The sequence below is a fragment of the Sphingobacterium sp. UBA2610 genome, assembly GCF_002339225.1.
In the GTDB taxonomy this organism is placed as follows: Bacteria; Bacteroidota; Bacteroidia; order Sphingobacteriales; family Sphingobacteriaceae; genus Sphingobacterium; species Sphingobacterium multivorum.
On the sequence record NZ_DDKA01000005.1, the window covers coordinates 16,789 to 41,159 of the forward strand.

The 24,371-nt window shown below is 40.1% G+C and carries 19 protein-coding genes; 13 read left to right on the forward strand and 6 right to left on the reverse strand.

What is annotated here, in order from left to right:
* Window positions 1-7: 7 nt before the first annotated feature.
* On the forward strand, window positions 8-916 hold the full coding sequence (locus B4Z47_RS03500; protein ID WP_070566842.1) for a diacylglycerol/lipid kinase family protein: 909 nt from the start codon (window positions 8-10) through the stop codon (window positions 914-916).
* 61 nt (window positions 917-977) lie between these two features.
* Window positions 978-1,244: a hypothetical protein gene (locus B4Z47_RS03505; RefSeq protein ID WP_139145015.1), complete on the forward strand. Its 267-nt coding sequence runs from the start codon at window positions 978-980 to the stop codon at window positions 1,242-1,244.
* A 92-nt stretch (window positions 1,245-1,336) separates the two neighbouring features.
* On the opposite strand, the gene B4Z47_RS03510 is transcribed toward B4Z47_RS03505, so the two are convergent.
* Complete coding sequence (locus B4Z47_RS03510) at window positions 1,337-3,355, reverse strand: recombinase (protein WP_115050169.1); 2,019 nt, start codon at window positions 3,353-3,355, stop codon at window positions 1,337-1,339.
* 192 nt (window positions 3,356-3,547) lie between these two features.
* Between B4Z47_RS03510 and B4Z47_RS03515 the strand changes: the two genes are divergently transcribed.
* From B4Z47_RS03515 to B4Z47_RS03540, 6 genes are all read left to right on the forward strand, one after another.
* The gene (locus B4Z47_RS03515) at window positions 3,548-3,751 is read left to right on the forward strand and encodes a hypothetical protein (RefSeq protein ID WP_046675125.1); all 204 of its coding nucleotides are present in this window, start codon (window positions 3,548-3,550) and stop codon (window positions 3,749-3,751) included.
* Window positions 3,752-3,756: 5 nt separating this feature from the next.
* The gene (locus tag B4Z47_RS03520; protein ID WP_236560256.1) at window positions 3,757-4,119 is read left to right on the forward strand and encodes a VOC family protein; all 363 of its coding nucleotides are present in this window, start codon (window positions 3,757-3,759) and stop codon (window positions 4,117-4,119) included.
* A gap of 86 nt (window positions 4,120-4,205) precedes the next feature.
* A complete protein-coding gene (locus tag B4Z47_RS03525) occupies window positions 4,206-5,006 on the forward strand; it encodes a 3-keto-disaccharide hydrolase (RefSeq protein WP_070566848.1) in 801 nt (266 codons plus the stop codon).
* Between the two features lie 180 nt (window positions 5,007-5,186).
* The gene (locus B4Z47_RS03530) at window positions 5,187-5,564 is read left to right on the forward strand and encodes a nuclear transport factor 2 family protein (RefSeq protein WP_115050167.1); all 378 of its coding nucleotides are present in this window, start codon (window positions 5,187-5,189) and stop codon (window positions 5,562-5,564) included.
* Between the two features lie 31 nt (window positions 5,565-5,595).
* Entirely contained in the window at window positions 5,596-6,672 is a 1,077-nt protein-coding gene (locus B4Z47_RS03535; protein WP_201303567.1) for a DKNYY domain-containing protein, read from the forward strand.
* A 218-nt stretch (window positions 6,673-6,890) separates the two neighbouring features.
* Entirely contained in the window at window positions 6,891-8,072 is a 1,182-nt protein-coding gene (locus tag B4Z47_RS03540) for an MFS transporter (protein WP_115050166.1), read from the forward strand.
* Between the two features lie 99 nt (window positions 8,073-8,171).
* Here the strand turns inward: B4Z47_RS03540 and B4Z47_RS03545 are convergent, their stop codons facing one another.
* On the reverse strand, window positions 8,172-8,552 hold the full coding sequence (locus tag B4Z47_RS03545; RefSeq protein ID WP_046675113.1) for a YidH family protein: 381 nt from the start codon (window positions 8,550-8,552) through the stop codon (window positions 8,172-8,174).
* Window positions 8,553-8,776: 224 nt separating this feature from the next.
* Here B4Z47_RS03545 and B4Z47_RS03550 point away from each other — a divergent pair, with 224 nt between their 5' ends.
* The 3 genes from B4Z47_RS03550 to B4Z47_RS03560 all read left to right on the forward strand — a co-directional run bounded on the left by B4Z47_RS03550 (window position 8,777) and on the right by B4Z47_RS03560 (window position 14,839).
* Complete coding sequence (locus tag B4Z47_RS03550; protein WP_046675112.1) at window positions 8,777-9,172, forward strand: hypothetical protein; 396 nt, start codon at window positions 8,777-8,779, stop codon at window positions 9,170-9,172.
* Window positions 9,173-9,344: 172 nt separating this feature from the next.
* Window positions 9,345-13,688 (forward strand): CusA/CzcA family heavy metal efflux RND transporter, encoded by a 4,344-nt coding sequence (locus tag B4Z47_RS03555; protein WP_115050163.1) that lies wholly within the window; start codon window positions 9,345-9,347, stop codon window positions 13,686-13,688.
* 2 nt (window positions 13,689-13,690) lie between these two features.
* Window positions 13,691-14,839 carry an efflux RND transporter periplasmic adaptor subunit gene (locus tag B4Z47_RS03560; RefSeq protein WP_115050161.1) on the forward strand — a complete coding sequence of 383 codons (1,149 nt, stop codon included), beginning with the start codon at window positions 13,691-13,693 and terminating at the stop codon, window positions 14,837-14,839.
* Window positions 14,840-14,928: 89 nt separating this feature from the next.
* Here B4Z47_RS03560 and B4Z47_RS03565 read toward each other — a convergent pair whose 3' ends face one another.
* Window positions 14,929-16,026, reverse strand: coding sequence for a TlpA disulfide reductase family protein (locus B4Z47_RS03565; protein WP_159333211.1), 1,098 nt, complete (start codon window positions 16,024-16,026; stop codon window positions 14,929-14,931).
* A gap of 20 nt (window positions 16,027-16,046) precedes the next feature.
* Entirely contained in the window at window positions 16,047-17,345 is a 1,299-nt protein-coding gene (locus B4Z47_RS03570) for a hypothetical protein (RefSeq protein ID WP_115050157.1), read from the reverse strand.
* A gap of 126 nt (window positions 17,346-17,471) precedes the next feature.
* Between B4Z47_RS03570 and B4Z47_RS03575 the strand changes: the two genes are divergently transcribed.
* Both B4Z47_RS03575 and B4Z47_RS03580 read left to right on the forward strand, forming a co-directional pair.
* Window positions 17,472-18,878 (forward strand): hypothetical protein, encoded by a 1,407-nt coding sequence (locus B4Z47_RS03575; RefSeq protein WP_115050155.1) that lies wholly within the window; start codon window positions 17,472-17,474, stop codon window positions 18,876-18,878.
* A gap of 266 nt (window positions 18,879-19,144) precedes the next feature.
* Entirely contained in the window at window positions 19,145-20,224 is a 1,080-nt protein-coding gene (locus B4Z47_RS03580) for a fatty acid desaturase (RefSeq protein WP_236560257.1), read from the forward strand.
* A 175-nt stretch (window positions 20,225-20,399) separates the two neighbouring features.
* On the opposite strand, the gene B4Z47_RS03585 is transcribed toward B4Z47_RS03580, so the two are convergent.
* Window positions 20,400-21,134: an SDR family NAD(P)-dependent oxidoreductase gene (locus B4Z47_RS03585; protein WP_070566866.1), complete on the reverse strand. Its 735-nt coding sequence runs from the start codon at window positions 21,132-21,134 to the stop codon at window positions 20,400-20,402.
* Window positions 21,135-21,359: 225 nt separating this feature from the next.
* A complete protein-coding gene (locus B4Z47_RS03590) occupies window positions 21,360-24,173 on the reverse strand; it encodes a PAS domain S-box protein (RefSeq protein WP_286726831.1) in 2,814 nt (937 codons plus the stop codon).
* Window positions 24,174-24,371 lie beyond the last annotated feature (198 nt).

A 24,371-nucleotide genomic window follows, 5' to 3' on the forward strand; every position in this document is an offset into this window, starting at 1 on the left:
AGCTTTTATGAAAGAACATGGCAAAAACATAAGGTTAGTACATAATCCTGCTGCTGGGGATGACTCAAACGGAGACAAAGATGAACTATGCCAATTGATTGAAGATCTTGGCCACAATTGCATTGTAGTAACCAAAAAAGATGCTGTCAAAAAAATCGACCCGCAGACAGACATCATTGCCCTTGCTGGCGGTGATGGGACTATAAGAATGGTAATTATGGCGCTATTGGAAAAAAAACTACGATTTAAAAGGCCAATCGCCATACTCCCACAAGGCACTGCAAACAATATTGCTATTTCTCTTGGTATTCCTTTGAACATTGAAAAAGCTATCGATCTCTGGAAAAATTGCCAACTTAAAAAATTCGATGTAGGAATGGTTATGGGGCTAGAAAGAAAGCCGTTGTATTTTATTGAATCCATTGGCTTTGGTGTATTTCCTTTACTGATGAAGAAAATGGATAAAAAAAATACAGAAGAGCTGAGCGCAGAAGATGAAATCAAAACCGCACTAAGGCAGCTTCGCAAACTGGTAGAAACATTCCGAGCTACCACACTAAGACTCACAGTGGCTGGAAATAATTATGAAAAAGATTGCATACTTGTTGAGATCATGAATATATCAAGTATGGGACCGCGGCTAGTTCTTGCTGCTGACGCTGACCCTGGAGATGGACAATTTGATATCATCATTGTCACTGTCGATCAACGCCAGGAACTTATTAGCTATATCGATGGACTATTGAATGGAACCAACGTCGAATTTAAAATAAAACCTATCCGGGCTAGTCGATTGGCGATGGAATGGGAAGGCAACGAAATACACATCGATGATGAGCACAAGAGTTACTTCGGCCAACAATTGAAGCTTACCTCGCTCGAAGGTATAGTTGAAATTGTCACTGGCAATAAATAAAATATGATTTGAACCAACGATAATGGATCAAAAAATGTTCTTTTTTAAAAAACTCGTTAAAATGAACAGATCTAAAAACACCAAAGAAACGCATGTTGGCATGCTTGTTCTTATCATCGCAGCCATTCCAAACCCAGATCCACGGGAGCCAAGCCCAGACTTATCCGAAGCTCAACAAGAGGGCACTTCCAAAGAAGATAGAGATCCCAATACCAATCAATCGGGTATTAAAGATGATCGTACCCATGACAGGGAGGAAGCGCAAGCCGAGCAGAAAGAAAAAGATGATGAAGATAAACCTGATCTTTCGGGTGATATCAATGTCTAGATAGGGCCACATCTTCTGCTAGCTGTATAGGTGTTGCGCCGACCTTAAAATAGCAAGATTGCTCAGCTAACACTGGAAGAAGCTTCCCATTTTTAATTTTTTTGTGGTGGAAAGAAAAATAGTTTTGGATTTATTTTGAAATAGATCCAAACCGCCTTTCCCATTTTAATCAATTCTTTTGATGGAAGGTTCCTCGAGCGAAACGCTAACAGTAAGGAAAGGGAAAAGCTGACCATAAAATTAAAGAATCCTATGATACCAATCCCTAAAATGCCCCAAATCCATATATCAGTAGATAGCTCCATCCCATGACCAAATAGTCCCAATGCCAGATTCCCACTGGCGAATGTAATGTGCCTTATATCTAGATTTAAACCTAAAAAAAGTCCAACGGAAGCTGTCGTTCCCATAAAGATCCCAAACCAAATATTGGATACGATACCAGCCCATTTTTTTTCATAAAACGAAGCTAGTTTGTTTGTTTTTGCCTGGCCGAATATTTTTTTCAATAGGGGATGTTCTTGAATGCGGTAGTACACAGAGTTGTGTTTGTCTCGGTTTGAAATACTGCCGGCAATAATCCCGGAAAGAAATAGAAAAATACCGGCGATAGACGCATGCAAGATCAGCGGTGTTTTTATTGGATTAAGATCATTGACCAGATGTAACCACTTGGCGCTCGCAATATTGACCTGAAACAATTGTTGAATTACCCCGACAAGAAAAAGGCTCATCGGAAAAGCCATCACAACATTACCAATAAAGGCAATAAACTGAGACCGAAATAATCGGGCAAACAATTCAGCAAATTTCCAATAACGATGTTTGCTGTCCCCCTGTTCGGAAATCCCTTGCTCAATAGCGTTCACCAATGCAGAAGCTGTCATCGCAGGCTGTTTGGTTGCCAAAGTTGCACCAAGAAGATAAATAAACGTAAAGCCAATCGCATAATTCATGCTGTAAAGAAATGCATGACCAAATTCACTGCTGTGTATCTTACCTAACAATAATTTAACGATGCACATAACGCCGACAATGAGGCCTCCTCCACAGGCTGAACGGAACATTTTCCAATATTCCTGTTTACTTGAGGTAATATAATGCTCACCGGTCTGCGCAGTATGATGCGTAATTTCGTAGGCCAAGAGCTGTGTACTCTGTCCAACCAATTTGCGAATATTGCTTTTCCGGGAATTATAACCAATAAGTGTAGTGCCCAGCGCAATCGTCTTTTGCCTCTTTTCATCTGCATGATCGATGACTAAAAACGACAAGATTTCTCGGATCCTTTCCAGTTGTTGCCGCATACGTAAGAGCGATTGATTCACTTTGATGGAAATTCCAAAACGATGTGAATTATCGAAAGCCGTTTCAATATACGATTCGCATTGCTTATGAAGTACCAAGATTTGTTTATAAGAAAGATCATCCGAGGAAATAAACTTATATTCTGATTGTAAAATACGATCATTCAATTCGGTAAACTCCCGCATAATAGCAATAAATGGGCTATCAAAATTTTGAAACTCGGGTACCATCTTGTTTACGTCTGTTTCCATTGCACGCCCGGTAATACGTTGAACCAACAGTTCCAAGCCATACAATATTTCGGTCATTCCAAAACCCGTTTTGTCATCGTAAATCGTTTCAAATTGAGATACACGAAACAGCTCATCGAACTGATGTTGCGGAATCGCGGCAACCCAGTCCGCATCCCCAGGTCTATAAAAAACCTGATTTAACAGATATTGTAAAGTAGACTTTGGTGGTTGAAAAGGCAAATACCGCTCGGTGATTCTTTTTTTTAGTTCATAAAAAAAATCTGCATAACTAATTATACCAGTATCAGAAATCAATTGATCAAAATCTTTTTCAGCCAAGATTCTTTTGAGATAAAGCTGAAAGCCTTCCAACTCCTTCGGTGCGGCATTGAGATAATCCAGTAAAAATTGAATATCAACCTGATAAAGTACATGAACATGCTTTGGCCGGATGATGTCCACGAGTAAAACCAAAAAATCAACGTTTATATAAGCAGGATCCCTTAATTCACCTTTAAATCGTCCAAACAAACTTCTTACCTGCTGCTCTTTATCCTGTTCTTTTCTCATAAAAAAAAATCCCTACTCTAGATACCAAATTTGCATACATTTTGTTTTCCTACTCGCAAAGATTCGCTCGCTGAATTGTGTCAAATAGCCACTTGAATCAATGATTTTGGTCATTTAGCTTCCACTTGAAGTTTTATACTTTTACAGGTAAGAAATTATAAATCAACGATTAACTTGATATAAGAGACGAAAATGAAAAATAACAATAAAATGAAGCCTGCAAAATTATGTTACGAACATATCGGCGGAAAACTCGGCCAACTTTTACTAGAGGCTCTGATTGTAAAAGGCTGGTTAGCAAAAGCAGATCCTAGTGATAAAAATTTCTATATCACTGAATTTGGAGCATCTCAATTGACGGCATTTGGTATTGACCTATCGCAAATTAAATCCTGAACAAAATGAGCTTAATATTGGATTACGACAATTTCTTTCTACCCGTAGAAAATCTCGAGAAGGCAAAGGAATTTTATGGAAATCTACTTGGCCTAGAAACTAAATTCGATTTTTCGGATAAGGGAATGACGGCTTTCAAGATAGGTGACAATGAACCTGCAATCATTCTTAGTACAGTACAACATAATAAACCGACGATTTGGTTTACCGTTGCCGATGTCAAAACAACATATGAACGGCTTAAGGAAAAAGGGATCGTATTTTTAAGCGAGCCATTTGAGATCATGACAGGTTTAGCAGTTGAATTTAACGATCCATCCGGAAACAAACTTGGAATAACAGATTATTCCAAATCAAATAAAGTGTAAAGTTCGGAGGTACCCGCTGAAGCAATGTGTAGTTTAGTGTAATATATCGTATCTTGCTATCCAATTTTAAACCAAACATCAATGTTATGCGAAGAATCCTTTACTCCATATTAGCTACCGGCCTTATTTTTGCAGGATGCGCAGGAATGAAAAGCCAGGGAGATAATACTGGCTGGAAATCATTATTTGACGGAAAAGACATCAATGATTGGTTTGTTAAAATTCATCATCATGATGTCGGTGTAAACTACGGAAATACGTTTAGAGTCGAAGATGGAATAATTAAGGTCAGATATGATCAGTATGATGATTTTAATGATCAATTTGGCCATTTATATTATAAAACACCCTTTTCTTATTATCATTTAAAGTTTGAATATCGATTTGTAGGCGCGCTCCATAAAGGTGCCCCCTCCTATACGCTTCGTAACAGCGGCGTGATGTTTCATTCGCAGGACCCCAGAACAATGTTGAAGGAACAGGACTGGCCTATTTCTGTCGAAATGCAACTTTTAGGAGGATTGAGCGATGGTCAACCCCGTCCTACAGGAAATATGTGTTCCCCTGGAACCAATGTGGTCTATCAGGGCAAAATAGCTTCCTCACATTGTTTAAATTCTACTTCGAAGACCTATGATGGTGATCAATGGGTTAAAGGGGAATTGATTGTATTGGGAGATTCGTTAATCAAACACATCATTAACGGAGATACCGTACTAGAATATTCAAAACCTCAGATTGGAGGTGGAACGGCCAATGGGTATGACCCCAAAATGAAGATCGACGGTAAGCTGCTCAGCAGTGGATTTATCGCTTTACAGAGTGAAGGTCAACCCGTAGATTTTAAGAATATATGGATTAAGGAGCTACCTACACCAAATAAATAAGGAGCTAAAAGAAGGTGTAATTAATTATCTCAAATTGTCATAAGGAACTTAAACAGTTACTGTTCTCGTGGAACATAGCGCGCAAAAAAGAAATTGTCTAATGGCGAAAGCTCAACAATGATTTAGTATTTTTAAAATAATAAACACTTAAAACAAAGATGGTAATCATCAGATTTAACTATGGGCAAAATAACAAAAGAAGATATTGTCGAAGCTGATAATCAGCTTTTTGCGGCTCAGCTAGCAAGTGATGTAGATGCTCTTGACCTCCTTCTGTACGATAGCCTGGTAGCAATTGCGCCAGATGGCCAAATGCTAACAAAAGAAATGGATCTAAATGCGCATAGGTCAAAAGCAATGATTATTGAACAAGCCACAACAGAAATCGATGCGATCAAGCTCGTGGGAGATACCGCACTTTCAGTCGTTACAATGACAGCCAAAGGTCAGGTTATGGGGGCACCACTCGAAGGAAAATTCCGGTATTTTAGAACCTGGAAACGCATTGACAACTCATTAAAGGTTATTGGGGCAAGTTTTATGCAATTACCCTCATAAATAATTGGTAATAACTAATTAAAAAAAGAATATGTTAGCACTTGTCTGCATTACAAAAATTAAAAAACGTGCTTTTTTTGTAGCTTGTATTTTTTCTTGTTTTCTTATCTCTTGTCGAAATATTGGCCAACCCGTCAATAAACAAAAATCGGGTTCCTATTTTATTGATTCGAAAGGGCAGATCGCTTATTGTCAGAATGGAAATTGGTTTAGCTTGGGTATTTCACAAATGCAGGCTGACGCCAAATCGTTTGAAGTCCTGTCAGAAGATATCGCCAAAGACAAAAATGCGGTCTATTTTCGTGGGATGCCCCAAAAACTTGTGGACAAAAGTTCCTTTTATGTTGACCAGCAGATTCCAAAAGATCGTTTTCACGTTTATTATATCGATCAGGTCCTGGGCTTCCATATTATCGAAGGCGCAGATCCGAAGACATATGAAGCGGTTGCGGGTCATATAAACTGGGCACGCGACAAGGATCATTACTTCTATTCGAATGATCCCATAAAAGTCGACAGGAACACCTTTTCGTTCATCAACGATTACTTTCTAAAGGATAAAGACTCCGTATATATTTCACCTAATATCGGTACTTTTAAGGCAATTTTAGCCAATACTGGAAACGTTGAAGCGATTAACAAATATTACATAAAAATTTATGACACGATTTATTATCCGCCATTTCAACAGGGGTTAGCTGTTGTAAAGAGGCCATTTAACACCATTCACAAAATTCGTGTGCTTGATCAGGACCATATCAATATCGACAATAAAACTATCCTATTCAGAGGAAAAGATTTTAAATATGTGCATGTTGATGCCCCCTCTTTTAAATTATATCCTATTGATGAAGAAATTGACTCTTACGGAAGCAACTCCTATTCAAAAGACAAAAGTCACGTGTTCTATAATCAGGAAATAATCCCAGGTGCCGATGTAAAAACATTTATACCCTTGGGCAATGATTTTGGAAAAGACACAAAAAATGTGTTTTATAAAAACCAGTTGCTTGAAGAAGTAGATGCAAGAAGCTTTAAGAAGGAAGGCGATTTTTATAAGGACAAACTTGGCAATAAGTTTAGTAGCCTTACAGGAAATAAGGTATAAAATCCGTCATGGAAGCAATTAGTCAGACTTTAAGCGCTATACATCAAACAACATTCTCTTCCTTCCTTGGGTTCGCCACAAGCCGACCAATAGAACAATTTCTTTTTCCATTACTTACAAATTTGTTAGTAACACACAAATAGCTGCTTGACACCCAGAAGCAAGTATTTGCCTTTACATTTGCTCGTATAATTAGTCATACACAACAGTTTTTATTTATGAAAAAATACGCATATATAGGCGCTTTGGGTTTTCTCGCAGTAATCACAACAGAGTTTGGCATTATTGGCATCTTACCGCAACTAGCCGATCATTATCATATCAGTATCGATAAAGCAGGTTATTTATTGAGTGCTTTTGCTTTGATCATTGCGATAACTGGGCCATTTATGACATTACTCGCTTCGGGATTCGACCGCAAGAAAGTCATGTTAACTGCCATCGCTATTTTCTTAGTCACAGCGATTGTCTCTTCATTATCCCCTCCTTTTTGGTTCCTGCTTATTGTAAGAATTCTTCCGGCCTTTCTCCAACCTGTCTATATTGCAACAGCATTGTCTGTCGCCATTTTAAAAGGGGGGAAACAAAATGAAAATGAGCTTATGAGTATTGTTTTCAGTGGTGTTGCGATAGCCATGGTAACAACCGTCCCCTTCGCCACCTACATTGCCAGTCTCTCTTCTTGGACATATTCTTTCACAATACAGGCAGTTGTCAGTATAATCGCGCTATTGGCGATCTATCTTGCCATTCCTCCGTTGCCCGTGAAAGAAAAAAAAACCTATGGAAGTCAAATGAAAATATTAACCAAGCCCATCTTTTTGGTCAGCACCGCCATGAATTTCTTTATGGTATCAGCTTGGTTTTCTACCTATAGTTACTTCGCCGAGTATTTAAACAAAGCAAAGAATATGGACAGTACCATGGTTAGTTATATGTTATTTGTATTTGGTATTATCGGAGTCATTGCTAACTGGGTTGCAGGGAAAATGCTCAACCGAAACATTACGTTTACCACGGCCTTTTTCTTATCGGGTACACTTATTATCCCCTTACTACTGTATTTTTCCGATGGCAATCTATTCGCCACGGTCTGTACGATTGCCTTGTGGGGATTTCTTTATTCTCCTAGCTTCTTAAACGCATCTACCTATATGATTTCCTCTGCACCCGAGGCGCTAGAATTTGCCAATAGTCTAGCGACTTCATTTGGCAATCTTGGGGTAACCTTGGGAACTACCGTAGGTGGCTGGATTATCGTTTCGAAAGGTGTAGAATTTTCGCCATGGCTTACGATGAGCTTTGGTTTTCTTGCTTTTTTGATGATCGCCCTACGACAGTTTCTAGAAAAACGTAGCGCAATAAAGCAAATAACGGTCGCGCAGTGTACATCGCAATAATATATTTTGCCCGTATCGTAAATAGCGAATGCACGGTCAATTTAGATCTAGTTAGCGTGCATAATCATTCCAGCGCGAACTAGATCTAACGCTTTCTCCTTAAAGACCATCGATAAGATACCAGCTCAGAATAATACCTATGACAAAAATTAATACAGCCACAATCGTGATGCTATTTGAAGTTTGAGTAAAGTTTTCCGCTTCAATTTGTTTGTTCGTTTTACGATATTTAAAGAAAGCGACAATAACTGTCAATGCACCTATGACTACAATGGAAACGCCAACAGCGCCAGAATGTTCATGCTGTGAGCCTGCAACTACATCTTTTTTTAAAATGAGCTCAATCTGACGAATAAATAATGAAAATTTAACAACTACAAAACCGAATCCCATAATCCCTAGGCTCGTCCGGATCCAAGCAAGGAAAGTTCGTTCATTAGCAAGATGGTCATTTACCTTTTGGGGGGTATTTTTAGTCATTCGAAATAAATTTTGATCAACAAATACGTTAAAAGAATTGTAAAATTTATACCTAGCCTTAAGCAACCTGTTATGGCTGTGACTATGCTTTAGCACATATCGTTCACAGGTTAGTCAATTTTTTAAGGTTCAGCAATCATTTTGTTTGTTTTTCAATAAAACGCTGCAGAACGTTGAAAAGTTTGATTAATATTTTAATGATATTTTTTATAGCTTTGTTTAGGATGAAAAAGCTGCTGGCTATATGCTTCTTGACGATTTACATCGCGTCGGCAACCGAAATTTCACAATTATTGAGATTTCCGTTGTTGATTGAGCATTATTTTGAGCACAAAGTAAAAAATCCAAGCCTCTCTGTCGTCGATTTTCTGAACGTACACTACAGTGGGTACCACCTAGAGAATCACCCACATGACGATGACTATGAGAAAGATCAAAAACTTCCTTTTATGATGCATACAACCTCATACAACGCTGTTTTTGTGTGCCCTCAAATTGCTGCTATCAAAATTAAAAATAGATCCTTACCCGAAAAAAATAACAATACCGCTGTTTGGAATGATCAGTTTATAGAGGATACATTCATAACTTCCATTTGGCAGCCGCCCAAATTCTGTTAATACATCATACTTCTTATTATTTCGGTTGAAGACTTCCACCCGACCATAACTTTCACGTCAGTAAAAGTTTAAGTTTTGTCATGTCACAATTGCATCCTTTTTTATCGCTGCGATTCTACGCTTGGCTGAAGTCTTCCGCTATTATTTTACGATTTAACAGAATCTATTTATTATGCTTACGAAAATCATTGAGTTCTCTGTAAAGAACAAACTCATTGTAGCACTACTGATGTTGGCATTAATCGGGATAGGCACATATCAGGTGACCAAACTTCCTATTGATGCTGTACCTGATATTACCAACAATCAGGTGCAGGTCATCACTATTGCCCCTTCTTTTGGTGCAACGGATATTGAACGATTAATCACCTTTCCAATCGAACAGGCCAACAGTAATATTTCTGGATTACAGGAAATCCGGAGTTTTTCGCGATTTGGGCTATCCCTTGTAACCATTGTCTTCGATGACAACATTGATGTCTATTGGGCCCGGCAACAAGTCGCTGAACGTCTGCAACAGGTACAGCAAGAAATTCCTCCAGGCATAGGTTCTCCCCAGCTGGGCCCGATTTCTACAGGTCTTGGAGAAATTTATCAATATGTCGTTCGACCCCAGCCGGGATACGAGCACAAGTATAATGTAACCGAACTGCGTACTATCCAAGATTGGATTGTCAGAAGGCAGCTGCTAGGCGTCAAAGGCGTAGCTGAAGTCAGTAGTTTCGGAGGAAAGCTGAAACAATATGAGATCGCTGTCAGCCCTGACAGACTCAATGCCTATGGGATTACAATCAACGATGTCTTTGACGCACTAAATGCCAATAACCAAAACACCGGCGGCGCATACATTGAGAAAGGACCAACAGTCCTTTATATCCGAAGCGAAGGACTGGTCGGCAACATTGACGACATCCAAAATATTGCGATTGGGGGTAAGCAAAACGACCTACCGATTTTCATTCGGGACATTGCTCAAGTACAACCTGGCTATGCAACCCGCTATGGCGCGATGACCTACAACGACAATGGTGAAGTTGCTGGAGCCGTCGTGATGATGCTAAAAGGCGCCAATAGCAGCCAAGTCATTGCAGATGTAAAGGCCAAAGTAGAGGAAATCCGAAAAACATTGCCTAAAGGTGTCCTTATTGAACCTTTTCTTGATCGTACCAAAATGGTCAATAATGCCATCAGTACGGTGCAGACAAATCTCTTGGAAGGAGCATTAATTGTCGTCTTTGTACTAGTACTCTTCCTAGGCAATATACGGGCTGGATTGCTCGTGGCCTCCGTCATTCCCTTAGCCATGCTATTTGCAATCTGCATGATGAACCTCTTTGGAGTGAGTGGTAACCTGATGAGTCTCGGTGCACTCGATTTCGGATTAATCATTGATGGGGCTGTCATTATTGTCGAGTCTGTGCTGCATCAGCTTATGCAGCAGCAACGATTCAAAGAATTGCTCAAGGTGCCCGCTTCTGAAATGGATGATATGGTGACAGCATCAGCCGGTCGTATGATGAACAGTGCTGTTTTTGGACAGATCATTATCCTGATCGTTTACCTCCCCATCTTAACATTGGAAGGAATCGAAGGTAAAATGTTCAAACCCATGGCCGAAACAGTTGCATTTGCTTTATTAGGCGCGTTCCTTTTATCGCTCACCTATATACCGATGATGAGTTCAATATTACTTCGTGCGAGAAATAGCAAACCTTCGCTTTCGGATCGGCTGATGAAAAGACTTGAAAAATTTTATGTCCATGTATTACTCAAAGTACTCCGACTTCCAAAGACTATTCTTGCATTGGTTATCTCGCTTTTTATACTTGCCGTAGTTACACTAAGTCACCTCGGCGGGGAATTTATTCCTTCACTTGAAGAAGGAGATTTTGCAGTCGACACGCGGGTTCTTCCGGGCAGTAACCTGACTACGACAATTGAAAGCACTCAAAAGGCTGCCCATATTCTGAAAAGCAGATTTCCTGAGGTCGAAAAAGTAGTCACCAAAATTGGCAGCGGCGAGGTGCCAACCGATCCTATGCCAATGGAAGCATCAGACATGATGGTTATCCTAAAAGACAAAAAAGAATGGACTTCGGCCCATACATTTCCAGAACTTGCTTCAAAAATGAGTATGGCCTTGACGGATGTACCCGGTATTACGGCCGGCTTTCAGTACCCCGTCCAAATGCGGTTCAACGAACTGATGACGGGGGCGCGGCAGGATGTTGTCCTCAAAATATTTGGAGACAACCTCGATTCTCTGGCCTTACATGCACAGCAAATAGGTAAAATCATTGAAACGGTCCAAGGAGCCCAAAATCTTTACGTCGAACCTATTGGCGGACTTCCACAAGTCGTCATAACCTATAACCGTCCAATGATCGCCCAGCATCGACTCTCCATTACTGACGTAAATAGAACCATAAATGCTGCTTTTGCTGGACAGAGTACAGGTCTGGTATTCGAAGGAGAGAAACGCTTTGACATGGTCGTCCGCCTAGCCGCCAAGGACCGAAAGAATATTACCGATATCCGTAACCTCTTAATCCCCACGCCTACGGGCAACCAAATTCCACTTTCCCAATTGGCACGTGTGGCCATTGAGCAAGGGCCAAATCAGATCCAACGTGAAAACGCACAACGCCGGATTGTCGTCGGATTTAATATCAAAGACCGTGACGTACAAAGTATCGTCCATGAACTACAAGCTAAAATTGATAAGGAAATCAAACTTCCAACAGGATACTCCATCAAATATGGCGGTTCTTTTGAAAATCTCAATAATGCCAAACAACGCCTCCTGATTGCTGTCCCTATTGCTTTAGCCTTAATCTTTATACTTCTATTCCTTGCGTTTAAATCTGTTAAAGAAAGTTTATTGATCTATAGTGCTATCCCATTATCGATTATAGGTGGGGTTTTCCTGTTGGCACTAAGGGGAATGCCTTTTAGTATCAGTGCCGGGGTTGGATTTATAGCCTTATTTGGCGTGGCTGTCCTCAATGGTATCGTATTGATCTCCGAATTTAACAGGCTTCAAAAAAGTGGCATTCGCAATATTGTACGCATTGTTGTCGATGGCGGAGAAAATCGTTTGCGCCCCGTTTTGATGACCGCATCGGTTGCCTCACTGGGGTTTATCCCCATGGCACTGAGCAATGGCGCTGGAGCTGAGGTACAACGCCCATTGGCAACTGTTGTCATTGGTGGCCTGCTTATAGCAACGTTATTAACATTATTCGTTCTCCCTTTGCTTTATGTAACTATAGAACGGGGATTTAAACTCAATAAATTAAAAGGACGACATGTTGCACCTCTTTTGATTGCATTTATTTTTTTAACAACAAACAATTCAACAGCACAGACTGTGGTTACTTTGGATCAATCTATTGAACTCGCTCTCCAAAACAACCGTAACATAAAAATTGAAAAACTAAGAGCTGCCTATGCCAAAGCGCTAATAGGGTCATCCACTGCCGATATTCCGCAGATGGATATCAGTTTGGATTATGGCCAGATCAATAGCGCCTATCAGGATACAAAGGTCAGTATCAGTCAACGTTTTGGTTTTCCTGCGGTCTACAAAAGGCAACGGGCCCGCTATACCGAAGAATGGAAAAGAAGTCAACTACAAGTCTCTCTCAAAGAGTTTGAGCTTAAAAAGGCTGTCAGTCTTACCTATTACAACATACTGTATTGGCAACAAAAGGAACAGCTTTTGACTAAAGCACTGTCATTGTATAGCAGCTTTCTCGACAAAACCATTCTACGTCAAAAAGCAGGTGAAAGTGATGCCCTTGAAAGTGTAACCGCGAAGAATCAAAAAGCAGCTATCACGATCCAATTGAGACAGGTACGTGATGAGATAAAGGGACTTCAATTGCAATTCCAGTGGCTGCTAAATACGGAAGAGACCTACACCCTAAGTTCTATGGAAAAGATCGAATTTCGTCAGTTATCAATAGCCGATCATCCTTTGCTCAAGGTATTGGAACAAGAAAAAATAGTCTCGGAACAAGCAACAAGGGTTGAAAAATCTAAATTGCTCCCCGAGTTGCTATTAGGCTATAATCTAAATAGTTTTAAAGGTACCGGTCCAGATAACAGGACCTACGACGCAAGTCCGCGATTCCATTCTGTACAGTTAGGTGTTGCCGTACCGGTATTTTCCAAAGGACAGAGAGCTCGGATCGAGACTGCACGTCTAGCGGAAACCATCGCGAGCGACGAATTGCAAAATGCACAATTTGAGCTTAAAAAAAGAGTACAAGAGCTTTCTCAACGCTATCAGACCAGTCTCGATATTGTCGATCAATATGAAACCGAAGGACTCAAGAATGCTGAAATCGTCTTTGAAACCGTACAGAAAAAATTCTCAAACGGCGCCATAGATTATCTCGAATTTGTCACTTTGGTCAACCAAGCAATCTCACTGAAAAGTAATTATACGGATGCGTTGTGGCAGCTCAATGAAAATGCCATTCTGCTTCATTACATTATGATAAATCGATAAAAATGAAAACGAAAAATCTTTTATCCCACTATATGGTTTATGTGTTGGCTATCGTCTGTATTTCCTGCCATCGAAATACGGAAAATGCAGCCTCCAAGCCACCGGGACCCAAAGACGAAAACCTGGTTTCGCTAACAGATGCCCAGTTGCGAAATGCGCATTTAGAAATAGTAACGCTTGCGGATGAACCGATAACCAACATCTTAAAAGTCAATGGAAAAATAGATGTTCCGCCTCAAAACTTCGTGTCGGTAAGCATTCCTTTAGGAGGATACTTAAAAAGTACCAAGCTGCTTCCTGGTATGAAGGTTTCAAAAGGAGATGTTATAGCAGTTGTGGAAAATCCACAGTTTGTGCAGCTTCAGCAAGATTATCTCTCGGCCCAATCAAAGTTACATTTTGCCCAGCTTGACTTCAGACGTCAAAAGGAACTCAACCAGAATCAGGCGAGTAGCGATAAAGTAATGCAGCAAGCTCAGGCCGAAATGAACAGTCAACAGATTATAATGAATGCCATTGCAAAACAGCTAGAGCTCATACATATTCAGCCCAGTACAGTTTCTGCTGAAAATATTCGAAAAAGTGCTCCCGTATACAGCACTATAGATGGGTATGTGAGCAAGGTTAATGTCAACATCGGGAAATATGTGAATCCTTCAGATATCCTCTTCGAATTGATCAATCCAACGGATATCCATCTGAACCTCAAAGTCTATGAAAAGGATCTTGAACAGCTTCGCCCTGGACAGCTTCTATTGGCGTACTCCAATGCTAACCCAAGTAAAAAGTACAATGGAAAAATCCATTTGATCGGCAAAGATGTCGATCCCTCCGGCATGACAGATGTGCATTGTCATTTGGACAAATATGATCAGAATATGATACCTGGTGTATACATGAATGCTGAAATACAAACAACGGCTACGTTGGGGCACGCTCTGCCTGAAGAAAGTATCGTAGACTTTGAAGGAAAAAATTATGTATTCATATCGGAAGGAAACAGCAGTTATCGCCTGGCGGAAATAGCAGTTGAGGAGCCTCAAAAAGGACTAGTGAAGGTATTGAATTACCGCGATTTTGAAGGGAAGAAAATCGTTAGCAAAAATGCCTACACGCTCTTAATGCAACTAAAGAACACATCAGAAGAATAAAACATACGTCATTGGAGAAAGACCTTTCCTGCATTTAGGAAAGGTCATAACCTCCCCCTCTGCTCCTACTCTAGTTTTTATACTGGAACTTAAAGCAAAGGATCGAGAGATTCTTCTATAGTACGTTCTAGGTCCACCCCAGATCCTCCGGTATCTATGATAAAACCATTTCGATCAATGATATAAACCTTTGGTAATCCCTGCACCCGATAGTTAATTGCTGTTTTGCTATTCAGCGCTTGCTGATCGCCCACATTGGTCCAGGATATGCCGTCTTCGACCGCTGCTTTCTTCCAAATCTCCCTATTTGTGTCTAAGTTAAAAGATAGGATCTCTAGACCTCGTTTTTTATATTTAGCATACAACATCGGTAGCTTCTTATTACTTTTTCTACAAGGCACACACCAAGCAGCCCAAAAATCGAGAACAACAATCTTTCCCCGAAAATCAGTCAAATTCACATCATTATTATTAAGGTCTTTGACAATAAAAGCTGGAGCCAGATCCCCTCTTCTAAGTTCCTTTGCTTGGAGAAATTCCTTTAAGAACCGTCCTGTTCTACTTTTTTTCATATTCTGAGGGAACCTATCAAAAGCCAACTGCAAGGAATCTCTTGTTAATGATGTCCTTAAGAAATAGAGTTCCTGCATAAGTGGATAAGACGGTGTTTTATCAAAAATATTGTGGACTCTCAACTGTCTGATGGACCGATAATAATGGTCCGATGCTATTTTCAACTCCACCAGTTGGACCGAATCGGTTTCAATTTCAATTTTTCGGTCAAGCTCAGCTGCTCCTTTCCACATGGGATCCAGTTGCCTATTGATTGGGATGGCATCAGCCTGTGATCTGGAATTCAGCACCGCTATATCCGAAAAATGTAAACTATCGCCTAATATCTTCATGCGAGCCGGTTCAATCCAGATGACTGCCCTCAAATTGGGCTTTGCCGTTAGTACATATAAAGAAGGCTCCTCTAGAGTTCCTTTTATGGCACATTTTCCATCCTTAAGTATGACGTCATAGGACCGACCACCTTCCTGGAAGCTATTCAATTGAAGCTTTGCGCCATTGGAAAGTCCCGAGATATCAAATTGTATTTCGAAAGGCTTTCCTTTTTCTTGCTGAGCCAAGCAAGCTATCGGTAAGAAAAATAAAAAAGGAAATATCTTTTTTAGTATCATCATATGCATAATTGGTTTACCTATCAAAAACTAATATCCTTCCTCTCCGACCCACTTAAACGGGTATTTCTAACAAAACCTGCCCCTTTAAAACGATATTGCAGACCAACTATTTCAGTTGGTGCATTTTTAATCATCGTAGTGTATGTAGGTTTATCATTGATCCAAAATTTAACCTGCTGATTTTTACAAACTATTTTAAGCTTGGTCCACTTGGAAAGATCGCAGCCAAATCCACTGAGGTCATCTTGTTTGCTATCCGTATAAAAGCCACCAGCTGTAAGAGCTATGTCACCGATACAGGCTGTATTTACTAAAGGTACAATGATGATATCGTTTTTAGCCTGTAAGAGTACTTCCACACGCTGGCAATTATTACCATTATTGCTCGCTCCTGTTTTGATGTCTGTTTCAAAACTAAAGTTGTCGGTCATAACTCCTGTCGTATCCTTTTGATTGTAAAGTCTTACCAGTGGAGCATCAGGGAGGAGGTCGACGTTATAGCTATTCAACAATTCCTGAGTAATGGCAGTTTCATGGGGTAACACGATTTCAGTTTTTTTGAAATACAAAGGCTCCTTTCCCGAGGCTGCTTCTACTAATCCTAGCCAGCCATTGGTTTTAATCTGTATATCATGTTCTCGAACAATTTTATTCCCAATAATCAGTTTAGCTCTAAAGTAACCTGGATAATAATAAATCGCAGAATGGTGTTTGCCCTTTCTATCCACCTGTATCTTACGGCTGGTGTCCCAACTTTGTGCAATAAATACCGAATCGTTTTCATTTGCAGCAGAAGCATCGTAATTAAAAACGACCGAATTTGGCAAGCCTTCTGTCAGCATTGTCTTGGACGAGAAGTGGAAGGCACTATTATTAATAGGCTTCTTATTTGGAATAAACCTATTACCGAAAAGTCCGACCAAGACAAGGACGAAAACAGATGAAATAGCGATAATAAATATAGGACCGTGCTGTTTTCTTTTCTTCACCTTTGGTTCAAAAGCGGATTTATGCAATGCCTGCTCCTGCGGTATATATTTCTGTGCATAAGCATTCCGAAAAGCCCGCCAGTCCTCATGATCAACGTAGCGCGCCAATGTATTTAATGTCGTGAGGGCTGGTTTGCTCTGGTAATCAATCCTACCAAAAATCCGCTTCAACGTAGAAACACTAAGTATTACTCCCGTTTTCTCCTGTATCTTGTCCGAAAGTTTTTCAAAATCAGCTGTACTCCAATGAGCTGTTTCCCCCCATTCAAGTTGATTTTCAATGGAATTCTTAAGATGCAGAAACAATTCGGGATCACTCAACTTAACCATAATTTATTATATATCAACATTTTAAAAAACAAACAATCTGCTTGAACAAACTTGAATAAACTTGCCGCAAGGTTGAGCGAGTTGAAATAAGGTCTATCCGTTAAATTTATCAAAAATTTAATTAACATGAAAAAGATATTTTTGACACTAGCCTTCATATGGGTCATTCTATTACAAAGTTATACTCAAGAAAAAAATAGCAAAGCATCAATAAGCAAGAGCATTCCATTAAACGCAGAACAATGGTCCTTCCAGCACGGAAAAGTTGATTTTCTAAACTTTAAAGGTCGTAAAGCAATGAAAATCGCTCCAGCATCTGGTCCGGTCGTGATTAAAGACTTAATTTTTAAAGACGGAACCATCGAGTATGATGTGATACCTTCAAAAACAGAGTTCGCCAGCGCCATTTATTTTCATCGAAAAAATGAAAAAGAACAGGAGATTGTCTATCTCCGAGTTCCTAAAATGGCCAACCCATTCGCTAATGAAGGCATTCAGTACTGTCCCATCTTAGACGGTGTCAACATGTGGGACATCTATCCCCAATATCAGGCACCTGCGGCTGCTAAAACAGAAGAATGGAATCATATTAAACTCGTCATATCAGGTGTGCAAATGCAGGTTTTTGTCAATAACAGCTTGAGATTGACCGTACCAAAACTCGAGGGACGAGAAAATACTGGAAGCATTGCCTTCGACGGCGATGCATACATCAGTAATATCGAGATTAAACCTAATGAAATTGAGAACCTACCGCAAGCCGAAGGTGTGGACCTGACCCGACATGAGGCCAATTATATCCGAAGTTGGTCGATAACCCAACCCACGACTTTGGAAGAAGGGCGAGAACCAACTACTTTTCGTGACCTGCCGAAAGACGAAGCCTTCACGGAAAAAATAGCAACCGAGCGGTATGGATTGGTAAACCTTACAAGACGCTTCGGTAGTGCCGAAAAGCGTCGGATAATATGGCTAAAAACTATTATTACAGCACAAGAACCTACATTAGCTAATCTCCAGCTTGGATTCTCAGATGAAATATGGCTTTACCTAAATGATCAGATTACCTACACAGACAAAAATATCTTTAGGCAGAATATGAAAAGGTATCCCGACGGAAGGATATCTGTACAGAACGGGAATAGCCGCTTAAAACTTAAAAAAGGTGAAAACCAATTGCTCATTCGAATATCCAATGATTTTTATGGCTGGGGATTGATGGCACGTTTAGAAAATATGGAAAATATTACCGCCATAGAACCTTATGAGGTAAAAAAACGGGCTATCGAACACATCGAGCGCTATTTGGGCACCTATGCTGCCGAGATATCGCCCGCATTTAAGCTCACCTTTGTACAGAAAGACAGTATGCTTATTTTAGAGGCCCCCAGTCAAGAAAATGTAGCGCTCGATTATCTTGGAAATGATCTCTTCAAAATGGGGCTTGGAATAGAACTTCAATTTACGCCTGACCTGAAACAAGTCGTAAGAAAAGAGAATGGGTTTGAGATGAAATTCATTAAAGAACAATAGTATAAAAAGTGTTAGGATATGGCCCTTAAAACCTTAAAAATAACAGGGACCTTATAGGCACTTCATACGGACCTTATAGGGACCTCATTCGGATGAATAGCTATAAACTCCCTTTAATTTCCGTATCACTTTATGATAAAATAAGCATTAATCGTGATGCCTTTGCTTATTTATATTATAGCTTCCAGCAAGCTATTTCATCCTTCTCGAATTGCTTGATTCATCTTAAGGATATGTTAAACTTTTAACATTAACACTTTTTAACCATGGAATATGATACCTTTAGCAAAAATTATAATTTACATCAACCACAAATGCCCTTTTTAGACCATGTTCTGCAAGTTCCAACCTACGGATGGAAAGACGCCGATGGAAATCTCGTAAAGCCAAGCAAAAAAGAAATTTTCACTGAATTCTTCAAACGCCTTAATATTTTTAAGGATAAACGAAATTGGTTACCCTTTTTTAGCTGGTTAAAAGTAGCTTGCCTCATCCCCTTTTTTATCATCTTTTTGGTTTACCATTTCAGTTGGTGGACTGTGTTAGCCGCGTTCCTGTACAGTATGATCGTTATGGGGACCCATGGAACGATATGGCATCATCGATTTGCGACACACGGCGCATTTAAATTCCGCAACGGTTTCTGGCGTTTTTTCACGCAGAATTTGACCATCAATGTAATTCCCGAAGAAATATATGTTATTTCACATCATGTTCACCACGCAAAATCCGATAAACCGGGTGATCCCTATAATGCCCAAGCTGGCTTTCTATACTGTTTTTTAGCCGATGTAAATCACCAGCCTATTGCTAAGAACCTTACGGAAAATTCCTATAACCGCGTCAAATTGCTTATGCGACACACGGGTGTAACAGCTAATAGTTATGCGCAATATCAAAAGTGGGGGTCGTACGTCAATCCTTCACATGCAATAGGATCCTGGATATTAAACTGGGCTTTTTGGTATGCCGCTTTTTATTTAATCGGCGGTCACGCACTTGCCTGTACACTCTTTGGAGCCGCCGGCTTTTGGGCAGTCGGTGTGCGCACATTCAACTATGAAGGGCATGCAAAAGGTGAAGACAAACAACGTGAAGGTATCGATTTCAATGAGAGAGACAAATCCATAAACCAGTTATGGCCTGGCATTGTAGCAGGCGAATGGCACAACAACCACCATTTATATCCAAAGAGTGCGCGGAGTGGCTTTAAGCCTTATCAGATAGATCTCGCATGGTGCTATATTAAAATGATGCATAAATTTGGAGCCGTCAGCAGCTATCGGGATGACAAGAAAAGATTTGATGAACAATATCGTATCCCATACCTAAAATCTAAGGAATAATCAATCGTTGCATTTCGAAGCGATCTTGGTCCTTTTCCATTTAATGTAATAAAGTTTCAAATTTTATTTGAATCCGAATTGTAAAATCGACTTTGGAGACAGCGTCTTCTTTTATCGTCAGCATACTGTTCGGCGCTACTCATAAACATCGATAGCGCCGAACAATAGTGAACATCTAATTTTCTTGATGATAGAGATCAGAAAATATTTTTGATAATTTCGCAGGCTCTTCTCGCCATGCGGCATACATACCTTGTCCCATTTCATCCGGGACTATATCGAGGTTTCCGGCTGCGACACTTTCTACTATCTTTATTGCGATACGATCTGGGTCTGGCATATCCCAATCACTTCCCTTGTTCATATCGGTATCAATTGCTCCCGGATTAACAGCATATACTGTCACATCCCTTTTAGCCAGTTCAATTCGAACAGATTGTGTAGCAGAATAAAGTGCTGCTTTGGAAGCAGCGTACCCAGCAATAGAAGGTAAAGGCGAATAGGCGGCAATCGAAACAATGTTGATCATGATAGATGGCCTATTCTTTATCAGAATTGGAGCAAATGCACGCATCATGTTTATTGTTCCAAAATAATTTACCTTCAGATCATTTTCCATAGCCAATACTTCTCCTTGTAGCATATTCCCTGGATTTAAGGTTCCTGCATTGTTAATCAGAATCTCAGTATCTGGGGCTGCTAGCGCACTCATTTCTACTTGTTTAACATCGGTAATGTCTAGTTGCAGCGGTACGATTCGATGATCGTTGAATGCTGGCATATTTTTTAAATCCCGGCAGGTTGCATATATCTTCCCTGCACCGTTATTGAGCAATGCACTTACCAGTGACTTTCCTATCCCCCTATTAGCCCCTGTAATCAGGATGACTTTATCTTTAAAAATTTGCATGGTGTTTTATTTATTATCCAACACAAAGCTATCCAGAAAGATAATGCTGTAAAATCCGAAACTTGCGATAATAAACATGCTCTTGATACGCTAGAAATCAAAAATCATATTCAAAGGAAATCAGACACTTCATCATCTCCCTATCAAGAGAACCTATTAACTGTGCATAAATGGATAACTTAGGTCGTAAATACGGCTCATGCAACTTTGAGAGCTTACTTCAAACTAAGAAACGTTCACCTTTACTAAAGCTGTATACAGCTCCTCCGGCGTAAAGGGTTTGACTAACCATCTACTTATGGCCACGGAATGACATAGCTGTTCTATATCCTGCTGATTCGAACTAAAAATAGGAATAATGGTCGGCTCAGTATTGTTATCGAAATTTTTTTCACGAATATTCTGTATCGTTTCAATACCGCTGATGATAGGCAATTGATGATCGATCAAAATTGCATCAAAATGATGTCCCTTTTTTAATATCTGTAATACCTCAAATCCAGTTTTTGCATGCACGGTATTAATCTTCTTTAACGATAACATCCGATCCAAATCATTTCGCTCCGACTCTTCCTCTGCAACAATTAGTACATCCTTTATTTTTTTTAATTCATCCCACGCATTAATTTCCCAAACGGCGGGAACATTAATAGTGAAAAAGAAACGACTACCGGCACCAAAGGTACTCTCCAATTTCAATTCACTGCCCATCATTTTAAGCAATTTATTCGATATTGTTAGTCCAAGGCCAGTTCCCCCATAACGTTTAGTCATCGAGTTATCTTCCTGTGTGAATGCATCAAATATCCGTTCCACATTGTCCTCTTTGATACCTATGCCTGTATCTTTGACGCTAAAGCACAGAACAGCCTGGGTGGCATCATGTGATTCTACTGTAATGCTGAGTTCAACGGTTCCCTTCTCGGTAAATTTTGTGGCGTTGCTCAATAAATTCATCAATACTTGCTTGATACGGAGGGCATCAACCCAAATATAATGTGGCACATCGGCCGCGATATTCAGATAAAACTCTAAATTTTTGGCTTTGATCTGCATATTGAGAAAGTTTGTCAGTTGAATAACCAATTCCTGAAGATCCGTCTGTTCAACGTCCAGTTCTAGTTTGCCAGCCTCAATTTTAGAGAAATCTAGAATGTCGTTTACAATTCCAAGCAATAAATTGGCTGATTGATCAACGATACTCAGATATTCCCGTTGAGTATCTTCAAGTGCTGTCCCAAGCAACAAATCGGTAAAGCCAACAATCCCATTCAAAGGTGTACGAAGCTCATGGCTCATATTTGCCAAAAATTGTGATTTTGCTGCACTTGCCTGTTCAGCTACTAATTTCGCCTTTTCCAGCTCTTCCCGTTGATGAATAATCCGGCTAATATCAGTTGCAATCGCAAGATAACCGATAACATTTTCGTTAATATCCCGAATAAATGTAACGGCTAAGGAAACATACAATCTAGATCCATCTTTTCGACAATAGGTCCACTCTCGCTGTTCAGCACCATGCAGCTCTGCCATATCTACAAAGAAACGAAGTTTATCTACCGAACGTCCTAATTCAACTTCCAGTTCCTTAGCTCTCAACACGAGCTCCTCTTTCAAATGAAAATGTTCAAGCCCCAATTTCCCAATGACCTCTTCACTGCGGTATCCCAAAAGGTTTTCCGCTCCTGTATTAAACAATGTGACTACACCAGTCGTATCGGTCGCGATAATAGCTACAGCGGAGGTTGCATCCAATACTTCTGAAAGCAGTTTTTTTGAATTCGAAGACTCTGCTTCGATGCGTTTACGCTTATCAATATCCTGAAAGGTACCGTATAAACGAACGCAATGGCCATTTTCAAAATCAGCATTTCCCAATGCACGTATCCACAGTTCATGACCAGCGAAGGTGACAATCTCAAGCTCCAAATCCCAAGCTTCTCCCGTAGCGAGTGCATGTTCAATGGCAGTCCGTATTTTATTCCTACTTGATCCCGCTTTATAGAACTGTAACGCAGTTGTTAGCTCTGGTTCATAGTCTTCGGGTACTTCATGAATTTCTCGCGTAATTTCGGACCAAACAATCTTCCCATCAGCAGGCGTATATTCCCAGCCTCCAATTCTAGCTACCCTTCCAGTCCGCATCAATGTTGCTTGGGCATGCTTCAGTTCCTTTTCTAGAAAATGCTGTTCCGTAATATCCACGGCATTGCCAATCACATAGGGTATTTTGTTCCCATTGGTCTGCAAAATATTATTAAACATCCAGATACGCGTCTCACCCGAGCGTGTCAAGGTTCGCATTTCTCCTTTGATTGTTCCGCGTTGAACAATTGCGCCCAGATAGTCCTGTAAATTCTTGTGCCCCTCCGATGGGACAATATCAAAAAGTGATCGTAACTGAATCTCCTCCCGTGTATAGCCCAAAGTCTTGGCTCCAGCTTCATTGACGGCTATAAAATTGCCCTTCAGATCATGCGTACACATAAGTCCCTGAGAGTTATCGAAAAATGCTTTCAGTTTTTGTTCACTTTCTTTATACTTTTCTTTTTCTTTTCTGTTGACAATAAGCGCGACAACCTCATCCCGAAGAAGGGTTAGGATCTCTTTTTGATGCTGATCGAGCTGCCTTGGAACACGATCAATAACACATAAGGCCCCTAAGGCATATCCGTTGGGATCGATTAATGGTAATCCAGCATAATAGCGAATGTTTGGTTCTAAGATAACGAGTTCATTCGATTTGAAGCGATCGTCTTTTTTGGCGTCCTCAACTTCCATCAGCTGATCTTCTTCCAGCGTATATTGGCAAAAAGAAACATCGCGCGTTGTTTCGTCTATCTCCAAGCCAACCCGCGATTTAAACCACTGCATATCCTTATCCACTAGTGAAATCAATGAGATGGGTGTACCGCAGACTAGTGATGCAATTTTCGTAATGCGGTCAAACTCTTCCTCGGCTGCTGTGTTTAAAATTTCGTATTCATGCAACACGCGTATCCGATCTGATTCATTCTTTGGCGATAATTTAGCGTTCATTCAAAAGCCTGTATTGTTAATAATTTTATCTTCGAAGTCTTTATAGGTCCAAATGTATAGCATGCGCTAACGTACAAATAATATTTCACTAATCTTTAACGATTGATTTGAATCATTCCAATGCCCAATTAATATCGATTTGGTTTTAACTTTTCTTAGTCTATCGTAAAAAGTAGAAAACCAGCGGTAATAGCATGA

What these genes read in the sequence shown, in the direction of transcription:
- B4Z47_RS03500 (WP_070566842.1), top strand. Translation starts at nt 8, where the DNA reads ATGAAAGAACATGGCAAAAACATAAGGTTAGTACATAATCCTGCTGCT.
- B4Z47_RS03505 (WP_139145015.1), top strand. Translation starts at nt 978, where the DNA reads ATGAACAGATCTAAAAACACCAAAGAAACGCATGTTGGCATGCTTGTT.
- B4Z47_RS03510 (WP_115050169.1), bottom strand. Translation starts at nt 3,355, where the DNA reads ATGAGAAAAGAACAGGATAAAGAGCAGCAGGTAAGAAGTTTGTTTGGA.
- B4Z47_RS03515 (WP_046675125.1), top strand. Translation starts at nt 3,548, where the DNA reads ATGAAAAATAACAATAAAATGAAGCCTGCAAAATTATGTTACGAACAT.
- B4Z47_RS03520 (WP_236560256.1), top strand. Translation starts at nt 3,757, where the DNA reads ATGAGCTTAATATTGGATTACGACAATTTCTTTCTACCCGTAGAAAAT.
- B4Z47_RS03525 (WP_070566848.1), top strand. Translation starts at nt 4,206, where the DNA reads ATGCGAAGAATCCTTTACTCCATATTAGCTACCGGCCTTATTTTTGCA.
- B4Z47_RS03530 (WP_115050167.1), top strand. Translation starts at nt 5,187, where the DNA reads ATGGGCAAAATAACAAAAGAAGATATTGTCGAAGCTGATAATCAGCTT.
- B4Z47_RS03535 (WP_201303567.1), top strand. Translation starts at nt 5,596, where the DNA reads ATGTTAGCACTTGTCTGCATTACAAAAATTAAAAAACGTGCTTTTTTT.
- B4Z47_RS03540 (WP_115050166.1), top strand. Translation starts at nt 6,891, where the DNA reads ATGAAAAAATACGCATATATAGGCGCTTTGGGTTTTCTCGCAGTAATC.
- B4Z47_RS03545 (WP_046675113.1), bottom strand. Translation starts at nt 8,552, where the DNA reads ATGACTAAAAATACCCCCCAAAAGGTAAATGACCATCTTGCTAATGAA.
- B4Z47_RS03550 (WP_046675112.1), top strand. Translation starts at nt 8,777, where the DNA reads ATGAAAAAGCTGCTGGCTATATGCTTCTTGACGATTTACATCGCGTCG.
- B4Z47_RS03555 (WP_115050163.1), top strand. Translation starts at nt 9,345, where the DNA reads ATGCTTACGAAAATCATTGAGTTCTCTGTAAAGAACAAACTCATTGTA.
- B4Z47_RS03560 (WP_115050161.1), top strand. Translation starts at nt 13,691, where the DNA reads ATGAAAACGAAAAATCTTTTATCCCACTATATGGTTTATGTGTTGGCT.
- B4Z47_RS03565 (WP_159333211.1), bottom strand. Translation starts at nt 16,026, where the DNA reads ATGATGATACTAAAAAAGATATTTCCTTTTTTATTTTTCTTACCGATA.
- B4Z47_RS03570 (WP_115050157.1), bottom strand. Translation starts at nt 17,345, where the DNA reads ATGGTTAAGTTGAGTGATCCCGAATTGTTTCTGCATCTTAAGAATTCC.
- B4Z47_RS03575 (WP_115050155.1), top strand. Translation starts at nt 17,472, where the DNA reads ATGAAAAAGATATTTTTGACACTAGCCTTCATATGGGTCATTCTATTA.
- B4Z47_RS03580 (WP_236560257.1), top strand. Translation starts at nt 19,145, where the DNA reads ATGGAATATGATACCTTTAGCAAAAATTATAATTTACATCAACCACAA.
- B4Z47_RS03585 (WP_070566866.1), bottom strand. Translation starts at nt 21,134, where the DNA reads ATGCAAATTTTTAAAGATAAAGTCATCCTGATTACAGGGGCTAATAGG.
- B4Z47_RS03590 (WP_286726831.1), bottom strand. Translation starts at nt 24,173, where the DNA reads ATGAACGCTAAATTATCGCCAAAGAATGAATCAGATCGGATACGCGTG.